At 46.1% G+C, this 21,553-nt stretch carries 17 protein-coding genes; 15 read left to right on the top strand and 2 right to left on the bottom strand.

Annotated features, from left to right (window positions below; genetic code table 11):
* Positions 1–9: 9 nt before the first annotated feature.
* The 15 genes from M4S28_RS25715 to traI all read left to right on the top strand — a co-directional run bounded on the left by M4S28_RS25715 (position 10) and on the right by traI (position 20,057).
* The gene (locus tag M4S28_RS25715; protein ID WP_249633842.1) at positions 10–363 is read left to right on the top strand and encodes a hypothetical protein; all 354 of its coding nucleotides are present in this window, start codon (positions 10–12) and stop codon (positions 361–363) included.
* A 12-nt stretch (positions 364–375) separates the two neighbouring features.
* The gene (locus M4S28_RS25710; RefSeq protein ID WP_249633841.1) at positions 376–867 is read left to right on the top strand and encodes a hypothetical protein; all 492 of its coding nucleotides are present in this window, start codon (positions 376–378) and stop codon (positions 865–867) included.
* A gap of 33 nt (positions 868–900) precedes the next feature.
* Positions 901–1,458 carry a hypothetical protein gene (locus M4S28_RS25705; RefSeq protein WP_231718194.1) on the top strand — a complete coding sequence of 186 codons (558 nt, stop codon included), beginning with the start codon at positions 901–903 and terminating at the stop codon, positions 1,456–1,458.
* Positions 1,459–1,491: 33 nt separating this feature from the next.
* On the top strand, positions 1,492–1,800 hold the full coding sequence (locus M4S28_RS25700) for a hypothetical protein (RefSeq protein WP_249633840.1): 309 nt from the start codon (positions 1,492–1,494) through the stop codon (positions 1,798–1,800).
* A 33-nt stretch (positions 1,801–1,833) separates the two neighbouring features.
* Positions 1,834–2,613 (top strand): type-F conjugative transfer system pilin assembly protein TraF, encoded by a 780-nt coding sequence (gene traF, locus M4S28_RS25695; RefSeq protein ID WP_170213763.1) that lies wholly within the window; start codon positions 1,834–1,836, stop codon positions 2,611–2,613.
* 137 nt (positions 2,614–2,750) lie between these two features.
* Positions 2,751–3,164, top strand: a complete 414-nt coding sequence (gene trbB, locus M4S28_RS25690; RefSeq protein WP_249633839.1) for a type-F conjugative transfer system pilin assembly thiol-disulfide isomerase TrbB — start codon at positions 2,751–2,753, stop codon at positions 3,162–3,164.
* Positions 3,161–4,567: a conjugal transfer protein TraH gene (locus M4S28_RS25685; RefSeq protein WP_249633838.1), complete on the top strand. Its 1,407-nt coding sequence runs from the start codon at positions 3,161–3,163 to the stop codon at positions 4,565–4,567. Before trbB ends, M4S28_RS25685 begins: the two co-directional genes overlap by 4 nt.
* 3 nt (positions 4,568–4,570) lie before the next feature.
* Positions 4,571–7,384 (top strand): conjugal transfer mating-pair stabilization protein TraG, encoded by a 2,814-nt coding sequence (gene traG / locus M4S28_RS25680; protein WP_249633837.1) that lies wholly within the window; start codon positions 4,571–4,573, stop codon positions 7,382–7,384.
* A gap of 82 nt (positions 7,385–7,466) precedes the next feature.
* Positions 7,467–7,997, top strand: coding sequence for a hypothetical protein (locus M4S28_RS25675; RefSeq protein ID WP_249633836.1), 531 nt, complete (start codon positions 7,467–7,469; stop codon positions 7,995–7,997).
* Positions 7,998–8,849: 852 nt separating this feature from the next.
* Positions 8,850–10,949: a type IV conjugative transfer system coupling protein TraD gene (gene traD, locus M4S28_RS25670; protein WP_249633835.1), complete on the top strand. Its 2,100-nt coding sequence runs from the start codon at positions 8,850–8,852 to the stop codon at positions 10,947–10,949.
* A 20-nt stretch (positions 10,950–10,969) separates the two neighbouring features.
* Positions 10,970–11,269 carry a hypothetical protein gene (locus M4S28_RS25665; RefSeq protein ID WP_249633834.1) on the top strand — a complete coding sequence of 100 codons (300 nt, stop codon included), beginning with the start codon at positions 10,970–10,972 and terminating at the stop codon, positions 11,267–11,269.
* Positions 11,259–11,414, top strand: coding sequence for an adenosine deaminase (locus M4S28_RS25660; RefSeq protein WP_249633833.1), 156 nt, complete (start codon positions 11,259–11,261; stop codon positions 11,412–11,414). Before M4S28_RS25665 ends, M4S28_RS25660 begins: the two co-directional genes overlap by 11 nt.
* Positions 11,415–11,623: 209 nt before the next feature.
* Entirely contained in the window at positions 11,624–11,848 is a 225-nt protein-coding gene (locus M4S28_RS25655; protein WP_249633832.1) for a hypothetical protein, read from the top strand.
* A 118-nt stretch (positions 11,849–11,966) separates the two neighbouring features.
* A complete protein-coding gene (locus M4S28_RS25650; RefSeq protein ID WP_249633831.1) occupies positions 11,967–12,593 on the top strand; it encodes a hypothetical protein in 627 nt (208 codons plus the stop codon).
* Positions 12,594–14,279: 1,686 nt separating this feature from the next.
* Positions 14,280–20,057 carry a conjugative transfer relaxase/helicase TraI gene (traI, locus tag M4S28_RS25645; RefSeq protein ID WP_249633830.1) on the top strand — a complete coding sequence of 1,926 codons (5,778 nt, stop codon included), beginning with the start codon at positions 14,280–14,282 and terminating at the stop codon, positions 20,055–20,057.
* Between the two features lie 18 nt (positions 20,058–20,075).
* Here the strand turns inward: traI and M4S28_RS25640 are convergent, their stop codons facing one another.
* Positions 20,076–20,435, bottom strand: coding sequence for a hypothetical protein (locus M4S28_RS25640; RefSeq protein ID WP_050613184.1), 360 nt, complete (start codon positions 20,433–20,435; stop codon positions 20,076–20,078).
* Between the two features lie 578 nt (positions 20,436–21,013).
* Positions 21,014–21,457 carry a lytic transglycosylase domain-containing protein gene (locus M4S28_RS25635; RefSeq protein WP_249633829.1) on the bottom strand — a complete coding sequence of 148 codons (444 nt, stop codon included), beginning with the start codon at positions 21,455–21,457 and terminating at the stop codon, positions 21,014–21,016.
* Between the last annotated feature and the right edge of the window lie 96 nt (positions 21,458–21,553).

Genomic DNA, 21,553 nt, shown 5'->3' with positions numbered 1-21,553 from the left:
ACACACACCATGACACCCAAACGTACTCACCAACTGACTCACGCCCTGCAGCAAGCCATCAGCCTAATGCACATCGCTGCGCTGATGCTTGCACTGCTGGCCTCGATTTTTACTTGCCTCTTGGCCATCCACATCACAACGCTGACACCAGAGCAATTGGACGCGATGTCTCTTGCTTCGCTTCACTCCGCCATGACAAACACTTGGCAGCTTAGCATTGATATCACGCTGTACAGTCTACTCTTCTATATCGCAATAAAAGTCATGCACTCAACGCTGCAGACACGTTTTAACGCAATGCCGACTTCCTACGTGCGATCGGGAAACCATAAAAATCAAGATAACGAGCACCCTCACAACTAAAAAGGAAATCACATGAAAAACTTTATCCAGCGCCACCGCTCCACACTATCACTACTTGTTAACCACCTCATTCAAATGCCCGCGGTATTACTGCTTGTCATCGCTGCTTATGTTTTAGCAACTGACAGCCATTTTAATCACAACCAAAGAATAGTCACCGCAGTAACACAAGCTGCGTGGCTAGGCAAAGACGAAAAAGGGCAGATACGCATTTTTGAATGCACCGATGGAACACCGATTGATAGAGCAAGCATCGTAGGTAATGCCAACCCTTGTCCAAATTCGGAAGTAAAAACCACCTCAATAGCCGACTCTGCACGTGTGACCACACAGCGAGAAAGAGAGCAGATAGGGCTACTTTATTTGAGTTTGGTGATTTTCAGTTTATTTGTAACCAGCTTATTTAGCGTTTGCGATCACATCAAAGCGAAATATGGCAAACGCTCAAGACAGATGACCAATGAGTGCAACAAAGATTCAGCGCACCAAACTAAGCCTGATTAAATAAACACAATCAATGTGAAGATAAAGTAGACCATGAACAATCTAGAGACTCGAAAAAGAGAATTTAATCCCAAAATAAAGGAGCAAATCTGCGGACTTGGTGAACGACTTCGCATTGCCATTGCTCCCATGTCGCAACGAGCCTTTGCGAAAGCTTGGAAAGGTGCAGGCTCATTTGTCAGCATCAACAACTATGTAAATGGCAAAAGCACTCCTGGCATTCACGACTTAATCGCCATAGCGCAACTGGCCAATGAAGATATCCTTTGGTTATTAACCGGCCAGAACTACACCGATAACCACTGGCTTCAATCCAACCAATGCGTCGAACTTTGCTTAGACGATGCGATGAGCCCAACGCTATCTATCAATACGCCGGTAGTTCTTGAAAAACTCACACCAGATAGCCACCTACCTAACGGCATTTATTGCTTGGATAGCTCGCAAGGTCGGATATTTAGACGATTGCAGTGGGATGAAGAAAAACAAGGATTCTGGTTACTTTGCGATAACGAAAGATTCAAACCTCAATTCTGCCAATCACCGCAAATTGTAGGAAAAGCCATAAGCGCACTGTCACCCATTACTTAAACACTCTGCCGCATTTCATCAAGGTCTATGATTATGTTTATCAAACCCCTGCAAACCTTTTTACTGCGTACCTTTACTCTCTTACGGCTCATTCCAAACGATGTGATATTCACCAAACAACTTGACCGTTATCCCGATATCACTAAAAGGCTGGATGAGTATCGAGAGCTGATAGAAAACATTGAAAATCAGACTCACTACTTTAGCAGTGAGCAAGACGTATGGTCTAAACACCACGCTTTGCTCCATGATGAATACCTTCAATACTTACTCACGCTACGCAACCCATCGCCACATCAAATGCGCCGCCTACGTGAGAGACCCAAATGCTTAACCTCTTAGTCACTTCGCTTTATTTAACCAAGGCCTATGATGATGAAAAAATCTCTGCTTTACGTCATTACCCTAACGCTGCTTGCCCCTCTACCTTCTGCTCTCGCCAATGACGCCCCTCCAGGGTGGCGATGGTACAACGAGCCAAGACAAGCACCCAAAACGCCCAAACCCAAGCCGCTGCCAAGCAATACCCAAACCACTGTGTCACCGCCTAGAACCTTATCGGCCACCGAACAGATGGACTGGTTTCACTCTGCGCATATTGAAGCGCAAAACGACGCCGCCATTCATCCCAAAGATAAAGACAAGCTCGCTAAGTTTTTAGCGTTAAATCACTTTATCACAGACCAAACCGACCAATTAGGCATGACTTTTAAAGCGCTGCTGCTCGAAAGACCTGAGTTCTCTTACACCAAAGACCACCCGACGGAGCAAGCCGCAAGACAGGTGTATTTAGAACTGGAGGATAAGAAGAAAACCGACGCGGTTGAAAAGATGAAACAAGACGGATGGGGGTTTTTCTTTGTCTATGAAGGTAAAGATACACTCAGCCAACAACTCGCCCCGTCCATCCAAGCGTTTGCTGACCAATACCATTTTGAGTTATTGGGTATCAGCAATGATGATACTTTCATCACTAACCTCAAAAAAAACCGCCATAACCAAGGCAAAGTCTCAGTGCCTTTTACACCTGCATTGATTTTAGTGCACCCAAGCACTGGAGAGATGAAGCCACTGGCGTATGGCTGGATAAGTCAAAATGATTTAGTGGGTCGCTTCTACAATGTCGCCACCAACTTTAAGCAATCGAATTTTTAAAGTCACTCAATCGATGCAAAACCACAAAAATACGGCAACCATCACTAGCGCTGCGAAGAAAAACCACCCTACAGGGTTATTCACCATTAAATTTCTGACTTCATCCATTACGTTAATTCACTCTATTTGGAGGCATCATGCCCTTTTCCCGGATATTATTGCTTAGTTTAACTCTGTTAACCACAAGCGCACACGCGGCCATGCAAAACCAATACGCCCTCGCGTTCTTTTTCGAAAGCACGTGTCCATACTGCCATAAGACCGCGCCTAAAATCACTCGCCTTGGTGAGAAATTTCAATTACCGGTTTACGCCTTCTCTGTGGATGGCGTGGGGATTGCTGGCTTTGAAGTGCCTATTCCTGTCACACCAGAGATAGGCAGGACTTTTTTCCCAAGCAACGGTAAAGCCGTCATGCCCGCGACCTTTTTAATGAACGTCAATAGCCGTAAGTTCTCACGCTTGAGCATTGGGGACGTACCAGAAAGCACGCTCGCCCAAAGCATTCAACAAGCCTTAAGCGATCCGCGCGTGCAGGAGGCTCTTCGATGAAACGCTCACTTTCCCACCACTTATCCACCGTTTCGGTGCATAAGTGCGTTATTCCTTTGTTTCTCATCAGCTTATCAAGCGTAAGCCACGCCGACACCAATAACTCGCTGGCGCGTTTTTTTGACAACTCAGGGTACAACGCCAATGTCTCAAATCCGACCGCTTACCAAGGGCAGTCGGCAAACTACTACACCGGAGGCAGCTTGTTTGTGCGCAACAAAATTGTCGATGCACAATTGGTCAGCGCCACGGTTCCCTCCATCAGTGCAGGGTGCTCTGGCATTGATATGTTCATGGGCGGGTTTTCACACATCAGCTCAGACCAACTGGTGAAACTGGGCAAAGCCATCATTCATAATGCTCCGCCCTTTATTGTCAATCTAGCCCTGCAAACCTGGGCGCCGCAGCTCAAACAAAACCTCGATAATCTGCAAGCCATTGCCGACAAATACCTCAACCAGTCGGTCAACTCTTGCGAAGCCGCGCAAGCGTCTATCGGTGGATTGGCCGCCTTTGCTGCCCCGGCCACCAAAAAACACGTCTGCGCGACGCTCGGCACACAAAACAACGCGTTCTCGGATTGGGTTGAAGCGCAGCATGAATGCGGCTCAGGAGGCAAAGCCGCCGGTCAGCTCGCCAACGCCAAGAATGATTCTGCACTGAAAGACATCGCCCAAACCAATCACAACGTGGTGTGGTCTGCGATTATGAATAACGCTTTTTTGTCAGCCGACAAAAATCTGGCGCAGTTTATGATGAGCTTGTCAGGCACTTACGTGTACGACAAAGACGGCAACCCGCGTTACTACCCTAGCCTTTTGACCGATAACAATAACTTGGTCAATGTCTTGCTTGAAGGGGGTAAAGCTGACGTGTATCAGTGCCGCAACACAGATCCCAAGGCATGCATTACCGTTACCAAACGAAACCATTTATCCATCTCTCAAACGAACGGCATACAAAACCAGATACGTACACAACTGGAATCGATACTGCAAAAGATAGCCACCGACCAAAAACTCACACTCAAGCAAGAGGGTTTTCTGGAGCTGACCCAATCACCGGTACTCAAGTTCTTTATTGACGACTTATCCGCCAATCAAACGCCCGATACCAACAGCTATTCACGAATGATAGCGGTGGAGCTGCTGAATCAGTACCTCGTGAGCATGTTAAATGTTGCCCGCCAATCGCTGGCCAACACCAACAACAGCCACGATGACATCACCCTCATCACGCGCGATATCGATAACGCCAAACGCTTTACCGCAGGGCTGGCCGATAAAGCCATTGAAGCGCTCAACAACCGCAATCAACTGATTGACTCGCAAAGAAAGACCGCGCAACAAAGCACAAAAGAAATCAGCACAACCACCAAACCCGCGCAAGCTTATGGGAACTGACCGATGATACTCGAATATTACACTTACACCTCCGGCGAGGTGGTCAACAAAGCCTTTAATGCACTGGCCACTTTTTTCAGAACCAATACCTTTGGGGATTACTTACAGATGTGCATGATGCTGGGACTGGTCACCAGTCTGTTTATCTTCATGCTGTCACGTAACCCCAAAGACCTCATCAAATGGATGGTGGTATTTTTCGCCGTCCCCTTGTTTCTTATCAACATGAAAGCCGACATGCTCATCATTGATAAGACGCAACCGGGTAAGGCTTATAAGGTGGACAACGTCCCTTACCTTGTGGCAGTGCCGACGTACTTTTTCTCATCTATCATGGTGGGGATGGCGGAAGGGGTGGAAGCCATTTTCACCACCTCCGACGATGAGCGATACGGTCGTACGGGGATGCTGTTTGGCTCAGAGCTTTACCAGCTCTCAAGACAATCCAAAATCAATGAGTTGTCGCTACAAAAACTCTGGCGAGACTATTTCCATAACTGCATGATTGGGGATGTCAGAATCAATGGAAAATACACATGGGATGCCCTTTTCAACGCCCCTGATATTTTTGTGTTTCTCGATGGCATTCGACAAAGCCCACTGCGCGCGTTATTCCTTGATGAAGGCGGCGGCCGAAGCACCTACAAACGATGTAATGAGGCTTACCCTATCATCAAGCAGCGCTTTAATGATGCCGCCAATAAAAACATGAGCTTGTTAGCGCATCAACTGCTTGGCAAAGACGCAGACCGTTATAAGCCGCAAGTGGTGCAGTCACTCACCCGCAGCTACGACAAGTTTTTTAGAATCAGTACCAGCGCGTCCAGCACCATCAAACAAAACATGCTGATGAACGAGCTGCGCTACAATCTTGATAGCCTTGACCCGACGCAAGCGGCGCTCAATTACGCTTATACCACCAACAAACTGCAAACCACTTCGATGTGGGCGTCATTAGGCTTAATGGCCAGAGAATACTTACCGATGCTCCATACGATGATGTTCATGCTCTTTGCGTGCCTCGGTTTCTTTGTCGCCGGGGCCGCGGTCATTCCTGGCTTAACCATGATGGTGCTCAAAAACTATTTTGGGACGTTTGCTTTTTTAGCCACATGGCCGGCACTCTTTGCCATCATCAACGGCTTTCAGCTTTGGGGGTTGGAATCCCTGTCAACGGACGTCTCCGGTAAATTTGGAGGGTTGGTGCTCTCCAACGCCAACGCCGCGGATGAACTTCACAGCCGCTTTGCTTGGATGACCGGCATCTTGATGATAGGCGTACCTATGATAGCGAAGGGCATCCTCAAAGGGGGCCAAGAAGTCATGTCGAGCATGAACTACCAACTATCAAGCATGATTAACTCAACCAATGCCAGAGCGAGCGCGGCAGCGTCCACCGGTAATCTGGACTTTGGTAGCATGCAGATTGATAACCACAGCATGAACAACACCAACACCAATAAGTTTGATACCAACACCGTTGCCAACGAGGGTCACACCTACACCCAAAAAGCAGATGGCACGGTGGTCGCGCAACACCCTGATGGGCGCATTACCTACGACAGCACCCAAACCACGAGCCGCGGCAACATCAACACCAACACGTCGGCCATGCTGCAAGAGAGTGTAGCCAATGCCCGTAGTCACACCGCGCAAAACCTAGAGCAAAGCAGCACCCAACTGGGACAAAACATTCAGGCAGGCGCAGCGCTGAGTGACCGCTGGCATGACAGTGTGGGGAAAAACCTCAGCTACGGTGAAGGCAGTACCAGTGGCTTTAACACCCAAGTCAGCGAGGGCATGAATGACATGCAAACGGCGGTTAACAGCGTGATTAAGCAAACGGGCTGGACAGAAGACCAATCGAAAGCTTACTTGCAAAGTGCCCATGGCGGCTTCGAGGGCGGCGTCGGCACGGGTAAAGGGAAATCGCTATTTAATTTCAACGCCAGTGGCGGCGTGAAATGGTCTGACGATGAACGTACCGCTTACAGCAATATGAACAGTGAGCAAAAGCAGCAGCTTGAGCAATCCACGCAGCAATACACCGAAGGGGCAAACGCAGTCACCAGTGCCGGTACGCAGGTGGACAACAAAGACACCCGCACCGCTGTGGAGCAATTTGCGCATGACTTTGCGATTAACACCAGCAACACCAAATCACTTGGCGCTAGCGTGATGCAAAGCCAATCGGACTTGAACGCCCTCTCCAACACCCAAACGCGTTTAGAGTCTGGGGGTGGCAGCTTTACTGCGAATGCGAATGACGCCTTCCAAGGTTACTTAGAAAATACAGCAAAATTAGAACAACTAGACGTCCAACGCCTCATGACCGCCCGCCAACCGGAAGATATTGCTGAGGCGAAAGAACAATGGAAAGACTTCACTCGCACGGAAGCGTTTGCAACCATGGCGGGACTTGATGGGGACACAGCAAAAATTGTAGGCAAAATGAACCAAACGCACCAAACCAGCACACCTGCGGGGCAGCTAAACCTTTCACCGGAGCAAAACAGCACCATGGCAAAAGGATGGGACAGCACCGTTGATACGGTGGCAGACAAGCGCACGGCGATGCTGCACACCAATGAAACGGGTGGACTGTTTAACCAAGAGCGCTTTGATGGCGTTACCGATAATGTACAACATCAGCAAGCGCAAGCGCAGCAACCCATTAAAAAGCCTGAGCCTATCATTGAGCTGACTGTCAAATCACAGGTAGAAACAGAGGTAAACAGACCGGAAAGGATGGAATACGTCACTTCGGATCAAGCGTACCCTGCTGCGCCAAGATACACTCAAAACCCAAATAAGTAGTATTGATCGCGATGCATAAAAAGGACTTTATGCATCGCCTAAATACTGGTATTATGATCAGGTATCTAAAAGGAGTGTTTCCATGAAAAAAATCTTATCGTTGCTACTGCTTACCTGTGCAAGTGCGCAAGCTCAAACCCACTCGCCTGAGCTCACTCAACTGCTGAGCGAGATACACGAGCAGTACGAAAGCCCCAAACTGTATAGCGCCCCTAGAGCAATGGCAGACATCACAAAACTGCCCTACTTCTTGCAGCACATTGATGAGACAGACACGGTAGAGTCGATGCGCTTAAACGCTTACTTACAAGGTTTGCATACTGCATACTTTAAAAGCGCCACAAATCAAAAACGTCTAGGTGGTGGAAACTGGTTCTGCATGCAGGACACCATGACACTTGATCCAAGGCGCCACCCTGAGTTCATCGTAGATCTCATCTGGAAGGTGTTAGATAAAACGGCCAAGATCGATCCAGAAGGTTTTAGACAAGGGAATTATGCAGCCGCTTTTAGTGTAGATACAGCCACAGTCATTAATTACGGCTTACAGACTGAATACCCTTGCTACAGCCCAATCCCTAAATCGTTGCAATTTAACGGCTGGAAATATTAGTCTCAGTCCAAACGATACGACTAAGATTTTTACCGCTTAGATACCCCTCAGAGCCTCGTGAGTTTTTATAGAACTTTCGAGGTTTTTGATTTTCAGCGTTCGTTTTATTTCAGGAAAAAAGTCAGCACGACTCGACTGTACCCACCCCATTTTAACCTTGTTGGATAAACCATGGATCGCTCGACCTGCTATATGCTTGCATGTAGAGGTTGAGTGAGTCCGACAAACGCAGTGCGTCAGCATTTGTTTGCTCTGCTACCTTATTTTATGTCAGGCACAAAAAAGCCAGCACGGGTTAACGTACTGGCTAGATATTGCTTATTCTATTCATACTAATGTGCTGCTTGGCTGTGACGATATATATCAGATCGTCACTACCCACGCCTATTCCCAAAAGAACGCACCCTTCAGTACGATGAGCACCAAGCAGCCTTGCTATCCTACTGAACATTTTCATCCAATGCTAGAAAAACGTCACTTTAGCGCCAAAGCGTCATTTTCTTGCCTTTCTGAAATAAAAAAGCACCTTCATAAAGAGGGTGCTTTTGATTCAGTGTATTTCTCAAGAATACTCAATCAACGAAAAGGACTCGAATCCATTCATTCACTGAGCTTACACAACGTATCACAATGACGCCCCTTTTCAAATCCTTACCCAAAGGAACGATGCCATGAACATTATCCTCAACCGGTTATCAGCCATCAAAAGGCTCTTATTTCAATGCCTTTACCCATTCCTATGATTACTCAAAAATAAAAGGACAAAAACACCACCCAAAAACACACATCGCCCCCCTTCTCGTTACACACATAAAAGAACACTTTCACGCTCACTCGTTATAGGAAACCATTATGCCTAGGCCTAAACGCGCGTCCGGCAACCACTTTACCCGTGGTGGACAAATTACTTTTCACTCCATTCGGATGTTCTTCCAAGTCAACAACACCTTAGTCTACGCCGCCATTTGGTCGGTGATTGCGCTCACAGGCGTGCTTACTTGGCTACGCGCGCCCGATAACGCCTTTTGGTCGGTGTTCTACTACTGGCGCAACCATATCTATGCCAGCCTAGGGCACGACCTTAACAGCGAAGTCACCACCTTCTGGAGTGGAAAACGCTACGTTGGCACGCTCGCCTCCCAACTGGATAACACCCAACTCATCAGCCTCTATGATGAGGTCATTCGCCAAGCCCAAATCAACTTCTTAATGGCCCTCGGTATAGCCTTTGCTATTTTGATGCTCGCCATGAATTTCTTTAAGCGACAAGGCGAAAAGCAAAGTGAAGACTTCCACGTTCGAGGATTCCAATACGCCGAACCCAAAGTGCTCACAAACGATTTAAAAAAACGGGCAAAGAAACTCAAGAAGCAGGGCGTAGGCAACGGACGAATTTCTGATTTTAAAGTGGATGGGTTGGCCTTATTTAAGCGTGAGTTTGAAGTTCAGCACATGCTCATTGACGGCACCACAGGGGCTGGTAAATCCGTCATGCTGCGTAAACTGCTGCGATGGATACGTAAACGTGGGGATAAAGCGATTATTTATGATAAAGGCTGCACCTTTACCAGTAAGTTCTTTGACCCTAGCCAAGACACCTTACTCAATCCCTTCGATGAACGCTGCGCCAATTGGGATGTATGGTGTGACGCAAAAGAAGCCCCTGACTTTGAAAATATCGCCAGCGCCCTTATCCCGCAGCATGGCGAAGGCGACCCATTCTGGGTCGATTCCGCCCGGACTATTTTTTCGAGTGCGGCGTATCGCATGAGCCAAGATGACAAGCCCTGCTCGACCGCAAGGCTGCTCAGCTTAATACTCACGTCTGAGCTTGAAACTCTGGGTAATTTCCTGCAAGGCACAGAGTCGGCTTCCCTGGTCTCGAAAGACATCAAAAAGACGGCCATCTCCATTAAGTCGGTGCTCGCCACCTACATCAAGAGTTTACGCTTTTTAGATGGATTGGATGACAAAGACGCTAAAGGAAAGTACAAACGTAAACCGTTTTCTATCACCGAGTGGGTACAAGACGACAAACAAAAAGGCTTTTTGTTCTTATCGAGTAACGCGCAGCAACACGCCTCACTGCGTCCTTTGATTTCGACTTGGCTTGCCATTGCCTCTAACGCTATCTTGGGACTCAAAGACGATGAAGACCGCCGTATTTGGGTGATTATGGATGAAATGCCAAGTCTGCATAAACTGCCTGAGCTGGACACCATCATTGCCGAAGTACGTAAGTTTGGGGGATGTTATGTGATTGGCCTCCAGTCTTATGCTCAGCTCGTAAAAACCTACGGTAAAAACACCGCTGACGTCATTTTTGACTTACTCAACTCACGTTTTTACTTTCGCGCCCCCTCCGCGCAAATGGCGCAAATCTCATCAAAAGATTTAGGCGAGCAAGAGGTGGACGTATCTAGAGAGAACATTTCTTACGGTGCAAATGCTTTGCGTGACGGGGTATCGATTGGCCACCAGACAACGACACGTCCGGTCGTCTCTAGCAGTGAAATCCAAGCCATGGATGATTTGCAATGTTACCTTCGCGTACCAGGAAGCAGCTTCATCACTCAACTGGATTTGCATTTTGATAAAATGCGAGATGTGACACCGGCCTTTATCAAACGTAATTACACCCCCTCACCCGCCATGACTAAGGCGTATCAAAAAGCGATTTACTTTGAGTGTGTCGCCCCTGGTATGCTCCTCAACGAAGAAGAGCGTAACGCACTCACCGAAATCCAAGCCAAGCAGTTTGAAACGCCGGAAGAGATGAAATTGGAAACCGACCAAATCCAACAAGCACAACGAAGTGAGACGGTCAAAGCGTTAGCCAGCAAAGAGGCCGAAAATCTCAAGTCAGACAATGACCATCAAGAGCGCGCTCAGCAAGAGCTTGAAGAGTCGGCGATATCTCAAGATATCGAAATCACGGATGCTTATGAATAACGAACGATTAAGGGAACACCATGTCAAACCTTACCTTAGAGATTGAATTTATTAAAAAACACTCAAGTGGCGGGTGCGCCTTTGCAGGCGAGTTCGATTTTGCCGACTTTATCGTGAAAAATGCGCCCGAATGCAAACTCCCCTTCAAGAAAGTTGATGATGCCTTTTTTAACTGGCACTTAGATGCATCGTTGCAACACTTTGAAAAAGTTGATGGAATTTGGCAAGGTTATGTTGCGTTCATCGACATAGAAGCGCCAGAACCAGGTACATTAATCACACTCACTGTTTCTTTAACGGAGGAATATAATGGACGATAATAAGCCCGTAAAAGAGCCGTTTTGTTTACCAAAACACTCTACACGCAGCCACGTTGAGCGAGAAAAAAAGGAAACCGAAACCAGACGGCGAATTGAAGATATTTTAGAGGAGCGCGCTTTTAATAAACTCTGGTATGAACAATAACCTTGACATCTAAATGATAATGATTATTATTTAGATGTGAGTCATGGAGCTCTCTATGACTCACACAACATTGCTCACATTGCTTCCAGTGTAATTTTAAGCTTAATCTTGAAAAGCTCACATTTTTCAATTCTTTAGCTAGCGGCATATTAATCTATGCCGCTTTTCTTTCTTGCCTTACGTTGTTTCCCCAACAATGGAAAGTGATTATGAAACCAAGAGTCCAACACAAGCGCCAACATAGCGCGCGAGTAAAAAAACCGAACACTCACCAAAACACACCACCTGACAAACAACCTGAACCCCTCTTTGTTCTTGATATGCTCGACGGCAACGACTGGCGACATCTCGTACTGACCTATAGAGACGCTAAAAGGTTAATCCAACGCACGCACCATAGAGGCTACACCTTAGAGCCTTATCACCTCGACTAATCACTCAACCACTATTTCAAGCCTTGCCATTGCAAGGCTTTTAAACTCCGCCTCTCATCCTGATTGCCGCTCAGTTTTACTGCTAGCGGCAATTTGCGTTGCATAAGGAAATACCACCATGTCAATCAAAGACAAAATCAAGCCGAACTTTTTCAATTTAATCCGCACCACAAAGCCATCACCCCCAGAAAAACACCTTCCATCAAATTTGCTCCAACCCCCAAATTTTGAGGCAAGCAGATATTTAAATGCAATTATCGTAAACACCCCATCCTACCTATTTCGTCTTTTTAAAAAAGCAGGGGACGGATATACACACAACAACATGGTTTTTCCCAGTGAGACAGAAACGGTTTTAAAACTGACGTCCTATTATTGCGCTTTGCGCCATGTACCCCTTCATCTCGTGAATATGAGACGACCGCTCCATTTCAATAAACAGCAAAAAGAGAGCATCTTTTCTAAAACCAAGGCGCATGAGCGCTATGAAATGCTCTCCGGCCACATCGAAAAGATTGACGATATTTTTAATAGTCACATACCTTACAGTGACGCCACATTTGACATCCTTGACTATATCACCCGACACCCTATGTACGAGGCAAGGCAGAATATTCTCATTATTCAACACTACAACAATGATCAATACCCCGAATGGTTTTGTGAGTTCATTGACGATGTCACATCATTAAATCGATTTTGCTATGGCAGTGTTTTATTTATCGATTCGAGCTTTGAGCCGTAAACCAACAAATTAGTCCACACAGCTTTTACTTCTACTTTCCCCTTAACTCCCACACCGCTCAGTTTTGCTGCTAGCGGCAATTTACGTTATATAAAGAGCACCACCATGCCACTCAAAGACAAGTTTAAAAAAACGAGGCACACTGTCAGAAGCCAGTATCCTTTTATGACAATAGCCCTATTGACCCGTGATATATCATGGCTAATTTTTTTATTTTATAGTCCATTCATCCTACTCAGGGTGCATAACAACTTGTATCAAACTACACTAGAAATTGTCTTTATCATTACGTACTCAACGTTCTTAGCTTGCGCTCTAAACAAACAGAAAGGAAACAGCATTCACGCCTCACGCTTTCATCGATGGCTATCAAAAAAGAAAAATGTGAAAGCGCTTACTAGAACCAGCATTGCAACACTAAGAAACGCNCTTTGTCACTTTAGTGTATGTTCAGTAATCACGGCATCAATAATCGCAATACCGTTATTCTCATTACCTATTCAGATGTGGACGTTATTTGTAACATGGGCGTTTTCTTGTATCTGGACTTACGCACTGATTGTCAGTGTTATTCATATCTNTATCGGCTCATGCAAAAAACCATAAAATAGCCGACAATCAAAATTAAAGCCGACACTCCCCACTGAAACCAATGCTCGCCATAAAAAGCAATTTTTGTTTGAGTAAAAGTACGAACAATCCCTTCATTTGCCCAATAGTCTAAAAACGGAGTTAACATGCTCCACAAAGCAACAGCAAATATAGGGTAAGTAAAATCTAAAATATCAACATCCATACTGAACCTTGCATACAATACCCCTGCAAGAATGACAGACCATACAATAAAGAATGTGACAGCACTCACCGCCATCTCAAAGGGTACTCACAGCTTTTAATTCTACTTTCCCCTTAACCCCNACACCGCTCAGTTTTGCTGCTAGCGGCAATTTGCCTTGCATAAGGAAATAAAATGAAAAAACGCATTGATACACCTCAATTTGAACAAGACGTTAACTGGTGCATAGGAGAATTAAAACGTCATTTTATCGATAGACCATACTGGGAGGAAACCACAACCGCGTACTTCACTCGCGGTAGCAACATCGATGAGCAGTACTGGAAAATAGTCAATCAAATTGCGACAAATAAAATCACAGAAATAGCTCCAACTTTATTGTATTCAGAGGCTTATAGGGAATTAAATCGCATGGCTTTTTTTGCGATCAACGTCATTGTCAGTTCGTTAGACGATATAGGTATTAAAGACAAGATAGATCCNAANGCACTAGAAGAAATACTNACAATNACACACCAAGAACTATCAGTAAGAGCNCCCACATCGTTANCTGGACATGATGAATCATTAGAAAANATACAACACTGTCTCAATNTTTTTTGTTCTGCAACNGATACGCCACCNACNGATTTTGTGNNTTATTCNAACAANATGAATGCATTGCGANTAAAAGAGCAGCAATANNANNANTCACCACATCAACTCAATCATCCAACCGCGAACCAACACATTTTTGATACACACCTAGCACACCCAAAACTTATCAATTAAACAAGTATTACCGCCTTGCCGCACTAAGATGAATGACCATTCTATTTAGTGTTGTTAGTTGTTCTTGCTCGTTTTAGGTGCACTTTTTGGCTCGCGGTATTTTCATAAGGANAATACTCATGCTTTCTATTAGCCCANTGAAATCCGCTTCTGGCGCTGCCAAATATTANCTCAGCGAAGAAAACCCCAAAGACNTACCTGACGTCTCTTTAGAAAAAGACGNNNGCGATAACTATTACCTCAANGAAAAAGNCCAGGGAGAAAACACCTTCTGGCATGGCAAGCTGGCCATCGAAGCGGGACTGGCGGGNAANCCNGTAGAGCAAGCCACCCTAGAGTCGGTNCTCTCTGGCAACCTGGGNGNTGAAACCATTAAAGGGAAACGAAATGATCATAAATCGGGCTTCGACCTGACCTTTTCTGCACCTAAAACCGTCAGCGTTCTTGCGCTTGTNAGTGGCGACNATCGACTTATTGAAGCGCACAATAACGCNGTGAAGTTCGCCTTAACAGANCTNGAAAAAGACGTGGCACAATTCACTACCATCAACAAAGAGGGAGCNCGCGAGTTTCACAACACCGACTCGATGATATTCGCAGTCGTACGCCATAANACCAGCCGTGAAAACGACCCACAGGTCCACTCNCACGCGCTAGCCGCTAACATGACGCGCGANCAAGAAGGAAAACTTCGCACGCTTGCATCCAGCCTAAAACAAAAAGGGGGCGTGATTAACGGNACTGGCGAGCGNATTTACAACTTCCAAAAATACTACGGTATNTTGTACCAGAGCCAATTAGCTAAAGAGGCAGAAACACTCGGTTATTCCACGCGAGGCGTCAGCAACGGTCAGTTCGAAATCAGCGGTGTCCCTCAGCCTATTCTTGATGCGTCGTCCACTCGCAAACAACAAATTGACCAACGCACACTCGATTTAGGCTTTGACTCGCGCGCGGCGAAAGACGTAGCAAACCTCGATACTCGTAAAAGCAAAACCTACCAGAGCAGTGACAGCCTCAACAAACAGTGGCAAAGCACCGTAAAAGAGCAAGGGTATGACCCCGCAGAGCTTGTCACCATGGCGCAACAAGTAAAAGAAGCGCAAAACACCCCACCACTTGGTGAAACCAAAGCCGCCATCAGCAGAGCCATTGACCATCTAGGGCAATACAGCACCGCGTTACACCTAGAAAAAATCATTGAACTCACCGCCTCAGAGTTCACCAAAGGCGGCGTGCAACTCAACGCCCTTGATATCAAAAAAGTCGCGGATGAAATGATTAAACAGGGCGACTTGATAGGACTCAGTCAAAAAGGGCAATACACCACCAAAGGCTTAATTGATAACGAGAAAGCGCTTATCGACAGCACACAAGGACGGGCGCATCATATGCGTACACACGTTGAATCCAACACGCTCAACAAGCTCGCTATCCCTGAAAGCCAGCAGCGCCTATTGACTGACCTGTACCACTCCACCAAACAGTTCCATGTGGTCAATGTACACGGCTCATCACAGGGTATTGCGCAGCAGCTACTCAACGTAGGCAATCACAGCGGTAAGCGTGTCCAACTGGTCTCCCAAAGCGTGAAAGCTAAGGCTGAAGGCATGGAGAGCGTCCAGCGCAAAAGTCAAACTCTCAGCGCCTGGGTCGGTCAGCTCTTTTCACCAGAGCAGCGCCACACCACCCACAGCTTATTGCAAAGCGATACGCCGCTGACCAATAAAGACGTCTTGCTCATCGATGACGCCAATAAGATGAGCGCCAATGAATTGTTGGCCCTCACAGATAAAGCCAAACAATCGAGCAGTAAAGTAGTGATGCTTAATCGTGTATCAAGCCGTCAGGGATTTAAAGCCAATAACGCTATCTCGCTGTATCAAAAAGGCAATGTGGAGAGTCATTCTTGGGTTGGCAAGCGAGCCAGCCATACCAACGTAAAACTGCATGACAATGATACCGATAGGATAGCGCGGGTGTACTCAGACCTCCCCGATAAAGCCAACACGCAAGTGATTGCCACCTCCAGCGTCGAGCAGCGGCGGTTAACCGAAGCGATACGGGGCCAACTCAAAAATACTGGCGCCCTCGCCAGACACGAAACCACCCTATTCACTCAAACCCCTCACCACCTCTCTAAAGCGCAACAACCCCTCGTCCAACACTACAAACCTGGCATGACACTCACCCATTGGGAGAAAAACAAACCTCAGAGTTTTGTCATCGCCAGTATCGATAAAGAGAGCAACACCATGACCGCACTCAGCAAACACGATGGACAATCACACACCTTTGACCCGTCCAGTCGCGCCTTTAAGCAGATGAAGATGCAAATCAATAAACCGCAAAGTCTCAACATCGCCCAAGGCGAACGCCTTCAAACGCTAGGCAAACACTTCCCTGCGGGCTTGGACGCGAACCAAAGCTACCTTGTCACTCACCTTGACAAAGAAAGCCTCACGCTTGAGAGCAAAGGGGAAACGCAGCGCGTCAACTTAGAGAGCCTAAAAGACGCGCCGCTGCAATACGACTACGTTCACGGCGCCCACCATATTGAGCCAAAAGCCCATACTTTACTGTCTGGCAAAGCGTTTACCCTATCTAAGCCCCTGATAAACGACCTGACTGAAAAAACAGAGCGCCTTGATATCTTCACCGACAAACCAGACAAAGCCCAAAGCGCACTTGAAAAAGAACAGGTTTCCCCGTCAGCCATTGAGCGCGTACTGCAGACGCAAAACGTCAACGACCGCTACCTAAACGACGCCACCCAAGATTTACTAAAGCAGGATGTCAGTCAAGCGCTGTCAGCACTGGCCAAATCGCAAAACGCCCCACTCATCGAAAAAGCGGTCAGCTTTGCCCTGAACCACCTCTCAGAGCGAGAAGCGGCGTTTAGCCAAAAAGCCTTAGTCGTGGAAGCGGTGCGTTACGCCTTTGAAGAAGCCGGAGGCTCTATTACCAAAGAGCAGGTTGAAACAGAGCTGACTAAGCGAAGCGACACCCTCTCTGCGGAGTACAGTGACGGCACACGCTGGACGACGCAAGCCGCGCTAGAAACTGAAAAGCGCATCCTGCAAAACATCGATGATGGTAAAGGCCAGCATCAACCTTTTGCAACGCCTAAGCAGGTGCAAGACTTTCTCGCTACCAAGCCTCGCCTAACCCAAGGGCAAAAGGACGCCATCACCCTCATCTCAACCACCAAGGACAGCTTTGTGGCCATCCAAGGGTTAGCCGGTACAGGTAAGTCCACCATGCTTGAATCCAACATTGAACTTATCCAGTTAGTGAAAGAAGCCAGCCAGCAGCCAGAGCAAAGTGTCATCGGTCTTGCGCCCACACACGCAGCCGTCGCAGAGCTAGAAAGCAAAGGCGTGAAAGCGCAAACCCTGGAAAGTTTGCTCTCTGACATCCGACAAGGAAACCGCGATGCCAGCGACTACCAACACACTTTGTTCTTTCTCGATGAAAGCTCCATGGTCAGCAACAAGCAAGCCGATGAGTTCACAAAGCTGGTCAATGACAGTCAGTCCAAAACAGCCAAATTGGGCGATAGAGAGCAGCTTTTATCGCTCAGTGCCGGCAAACCCTTTGAGCTGGCCATAAGCCAAGGCCGCATCGATACCGCTTACATGACCGACATCATCCGTCAGCAAAACGACACCTTACTTAATGCGGCGCAAAACACCATTGATAAGCAGCCACAGAGCGCTCTGGATAAGCTCCAGCAGCAAGCCCCTGATACCCAAGGCAACAGTCAACATGTCATTTCCACGCTGGATGAAAACGACAAAGACCGACGCAGAGCGCAGCTCACCGCCACAGAGAAGCTGCCTTATGTGGTCGCCAAAGACTATTTAGAGCGCACCCCCGACACGCGAGACAACACACTGATTATCGCGTACACCAACCAGGAGCGAGACACCATCACCGAACACATCCGTGTCGGTTTGATGAAAAAGAGTGAATTAGGCAAAGAGAACGTCATCGCAACGAGGCTACGCTCAATCGGCGCGACGGGGGAAGAGCTCACCACCATGATGCCGTATCAAAAAGGCTTGATACTGAGCACCAAGCCCGGCGAATACGCCACCATTACTCACGTAGATTCAGAGCATGGCGTAGTAACACTTCAAGACGCGAGTACAGGTAAGACAAGGCCGTTCTTACCGCGTAACCGTGACCACCGCTTCACCACCCTGTTCTCTACATCAGAAAAGCCACTCTCAACGGGCGATAAAATCATCACCCGTTTTACCGATAAAGAGCGCGGCATTAAAGCCAACGAGGAGTACCGCATCACGCAAGCAAGCTCAGACAACATCAGTGCGCAATCGAAAACAGGACAGATGCTCACCATTAACCCGAATGAGCTTAAAGACGGGCATTGGGATTATGCGTATAGCCGAACCGCAGACATGGCGCAAGGCTCCACCTATCAACACGTCATTAGCGCGATACAAAGCAAAGGCGCATTGACCAACCTAAGACGCGCTGGTATCGATGTGACTCGTGCCAGTCAGCACATTCGGCTCTATACCGACAACACCAAACAATTGGTCAAAAGCTGGCTTTCTAAAGAGAGCCACAAAGCCAGTGCGATAGAAACCCTTAACCAAATCCCACCCAAAGACACCACCTACTTTAACCGTAATGCTCTGCCTCATGAAGACGTCCGGTTCCAAAATAAAAGTGGTGATTTTGACTACAACACATTTAGGGAGCACATCAACACACAACTACCCAAATACACCGAAAGTCTCGCCATTCAGTTATTAGGCCAGCCAAATCAATCCAAGTCAGACCGGGATTATTTAACCTTTGGTATTGGTAAATCGGCCATTAAAGTGACCTTAACCGGAGAATATCGTGGTTATTTTAAAGACTACACCACAGGCGAAAAAGGCGCATTGATTAACCTAATCATGAGTCATAAGGAAATGAATTATAAAGCCGCGATGAATGAAGCGCACAAGATGCTCAATGAGCCAGATAAATATCAACTGGAGGAAAACCGTAAACACGACAAATTACTGAGCACCACCCCAAGGCATATTGCGCAGTTTGAAGAACGGGCTAAAGATTATATCAATCAAAGCTTACCAATGGATAATACACTGGCCCAAACGTACTTAAACAAGCTCGGTGTCAATAACATTGAAAATAACCACGTTAAGTTCCACTCTGCGGTCTATTCATCCGAAGATAGATCTCTTCATCCTGCGATGTTAACCAACATCCACAATAAAGAAGGTGAAACCAAAGCCATTGAAGTGACCTATTTAGATACTCAAGGCAATAAAGACACCTCCCTAGACATTAATCCAAGAACCCTAGGCACAAAGTCCAAACAATTAACACAATTCCATCAAGGAGAGAATTTAAACACCACTATTATCAGCACCTCAATTGAAAACTCATTTTTAATTCGAGACCAAACCCAAGGACAGATTGACATTATCAATATCAATCATAAGAACGATATTCAAAACATCTCCACCGATGAACTGAGACAGAACATCATTATTGTATTAAACCAAGGTAATCACGATTTAAACTCAAATAACATTGAGAAAATCATCGAGAACTTTAACGGTCGAGACATTCAATTCATGTCAGACGATAACCTTAAAGAAGACATTAAATCGTGCATTGACAAACTAGAGAGGGATAACAGCGCACATAACGTAGAATTAAGTGAGCCACATATTTCTCATCAAGAGAGCGAATTAGACATCCTCAACTACAATGAGAAAAAAGAGACTGACAGCCAATCACTCGACCACTTTGAGCCAAAAGAATATTCACCTCAACAAGAGATGGAATTTAATCAATCAGAGAAAGAGAGCCATTGGGAAGACAAAGAAATCGAAAGAGAGTTAGAGCGATAATAAAAGGGTAGCCAGTGGCTACCCTTTTTTTTCGCCTGAAAGATAGGCCTCTACTTTTTTATCAATGTCCGCCTTAACTTGCTGACGGACAGGCTTTGAGTCTTTTTGATCTCTATATAGTTTTTCACCATCAAAGGTTTGTCCATGAATAACTTCACCAATGGCAGAGCTACCTCTTACTACGCGGTAAATCTCTTCCATCAGCTCACGGTTCGACGGCCTTTCATCATCACTGTCATTCAGTTTGATACGTAGCGCCAATGTCAAAAGCTGACGAACCGCATCTGCATCAGTCAAACCCTCTCTCTTTTTAAACTTGCGAAAATCTTGCTCTAGCGGCCCTTTGATTGTGGCTTGTAATACTGTGCTTCTCGCCATTTTTAGATTTTCTCCCACCCAAATGTGTTAATACGATTTAATGTACATTCAAATACAATACCATATTACCACAACTTCACAATCGCCCACAAACCTTGTTCAAAAAGGGCTAAATTGAAATAAAATACAAATACACTCACTTTCAAGTCAAACAGCCTGCAAACCTTACCACGCATGGGTTAAATGGAGATTAAATACATTTAACACATTTTTAAATACGATTTCAGCGGCTAATTAGTTGAGATTTTGAAAATTTTTTCATGCTCTATTTTGCTCCCATAGATATCTATAAGTTATTGTTTTTATTGTCTTTATGTTTTTCACAGACAACCATTCACATTGAAATCAATGTGCCGTGGTGTGTGGTGACTTTCAGAGAAAGTAAAAGGTCAGGATAGCTTCATCAGCTTGAGGTGGGTTAACTTGAGAAAATTTGACCAGAGAAAGATAAAAAGCCGGATCTATGGCGACTGAATAGAGAGCTGCAAGAAGGGTCAGACGTAGGAGCGAAGAGAGGGAGGGAAGGAAGAGAAAGAGAAAATGACAACCATCATTGCACCATAACGGTGCAGTGATGGTTATTTAACTTTTTCGGAATAATAAACAGATTGGACTTTTTGGATGTATATTTTTCTGGCGGTTTCGGTACGTTTGGAGAAACCCGCATTATATGCGCCTATGCTGTTCCAGTTATAGCCATGACTGGAAAAGTTAGAACTTAATACCCATGCACCTAATGACACGTTAAAACACGGCTCATAGATATTCTGATCATTCACATTAAAATCCGAAAGCTTTTTGAACCAGCTCGAATTAATTTGCATCAGCCCATAATCACGGCTCACCACTTCACCACGGCTATTTTTATTTTCATTGATAGCATTAGGGTTTAAGTTACTTTCAACGCGTGCAATCGCTCTAAGTAAGTTTGGAGAGACATTATAATGGTATCCTGCTTCATCAAAACAAAAAGAAGACGCTTGGAATGGAATGAGAAAAACGAAGATTGTTTTTATTTTCACTATATAACCACAATAAATATTGTTAATAAATAAGATAAAATCAGTTTACCATGAGGAGCTGTGCGACGAGTAGAGAACGCGCTCACGCAGTGAGTA

It is taken from the genome of Vibrio sp. J383 (genome assembly GCF_023503985.1).
Classification (GTDB): Bacteria; Pseudomonadota; Gammaproteobacteria; order Enterobacterales; family Vibrionaceae; genus Vibrio; species Vibrio splendidus.
The sequence above is the reverse complement of the archived record's forward strand: the minus strand, read 5'-3'. Positions and strand labels throughout refer to the sequence as shown.

Coding starts and splice junctions, on each gene's coding strand:
- M4S28_RS25715 (WP_249633842.1), top strand. CDS start 10: ATGACACCCAAACGTACTCACCAACTGACTCACGCCCTGCAGCAAGCC.
- M4S28_RS25710 (WP_249633841.1), top strand. CDS start 376: ATGAAAAACTTTATCCAGCGCCACCGCTCCACACTATCACTACTTGTT.
- M4S28_RS25705 (WP_231718194.1), top strand. CDS start 901: ATGAACAATCTAGAGACTCGAAAAAGAGAATTTAATCCCAAAATAAAG.
- M4S28_RS25700 (WP_249633840.1), top strand. CDS start 1,492: ATGTTTATCAAACCCCTGCAAACCTTTTTACTGCGTACCTTTACTCTC.
- traF (WP_170213763.1), top strand. CDS start 1,834: ATGAAAAAATCTCTGCTTTACGTCATTACCCTAACGCTGCTTGCCCCT.
- trbB (WP_249633839.1), top strand. CDS start 2,751: ATGCCCTTTTCCCGGATATTATTGCTTAGTTTAACTCTGTTAACCACA.
- M4S28_RS25685 (WP_249633838.1), top strand. CDS start 3,161: ATGAAACGCTCACTTTCCCACCACTTATCCACCGTTTCGGTGCATAAG.
- traG (WP_249633837.1), top strand. CDS start 4,571: ATGATACTCGAATATTACACTTACACCTCCGGCGAGGTGGTCAACAAA.
- M4S28_RS25675 (WP_249633836.1), top strand. CDS start 7,467: ATGAAAAAAATCTTATCGTTGCTACTGCTTACCTGTGCAAGTGCGCAA.
- traD (WP_249633835.1), top strand. CDS start 8,850: ATGCCTAGGCCTAAACGCGCGTCCGGCAACCACTTTACCCGTGGTGGA.
- M4S28_RS25665 (WP_249633834.1), top strand. CDS start 10,970: ATGTCAAACCTTACCTTAGAGATTGAATTTATTAAAAAACACTCAAGT.
- M4S28_RS25660 (WP_249633833.1), top strand. CDS start 11,259: ATGGACGATAATAAGCCCGTAAAAGAGCCGTTTTGTTTACCAAAACAC.
- M4S28_RS25655 (WP_249633832.1), top strand. CDS start 11,624: ATGAAACCAAGAGTCCAACACAAGCGCCAACATAGCGCGCGAGTAAAA.
- M4S28_RS25650 (WP_249633831.1), top strand. CDS start 11,967: ATGTCAATCAAAGACAAAATCAAGCCGAACTTTTTCAATTTAATCCGC.
- M4S28_RS25640 (WP_050613184.1), bottom strand. CDS start 20,435: ATGGCGAGAAGCACAGTATTACAAGCCACAATCAAAGGGCCGCTAGAG.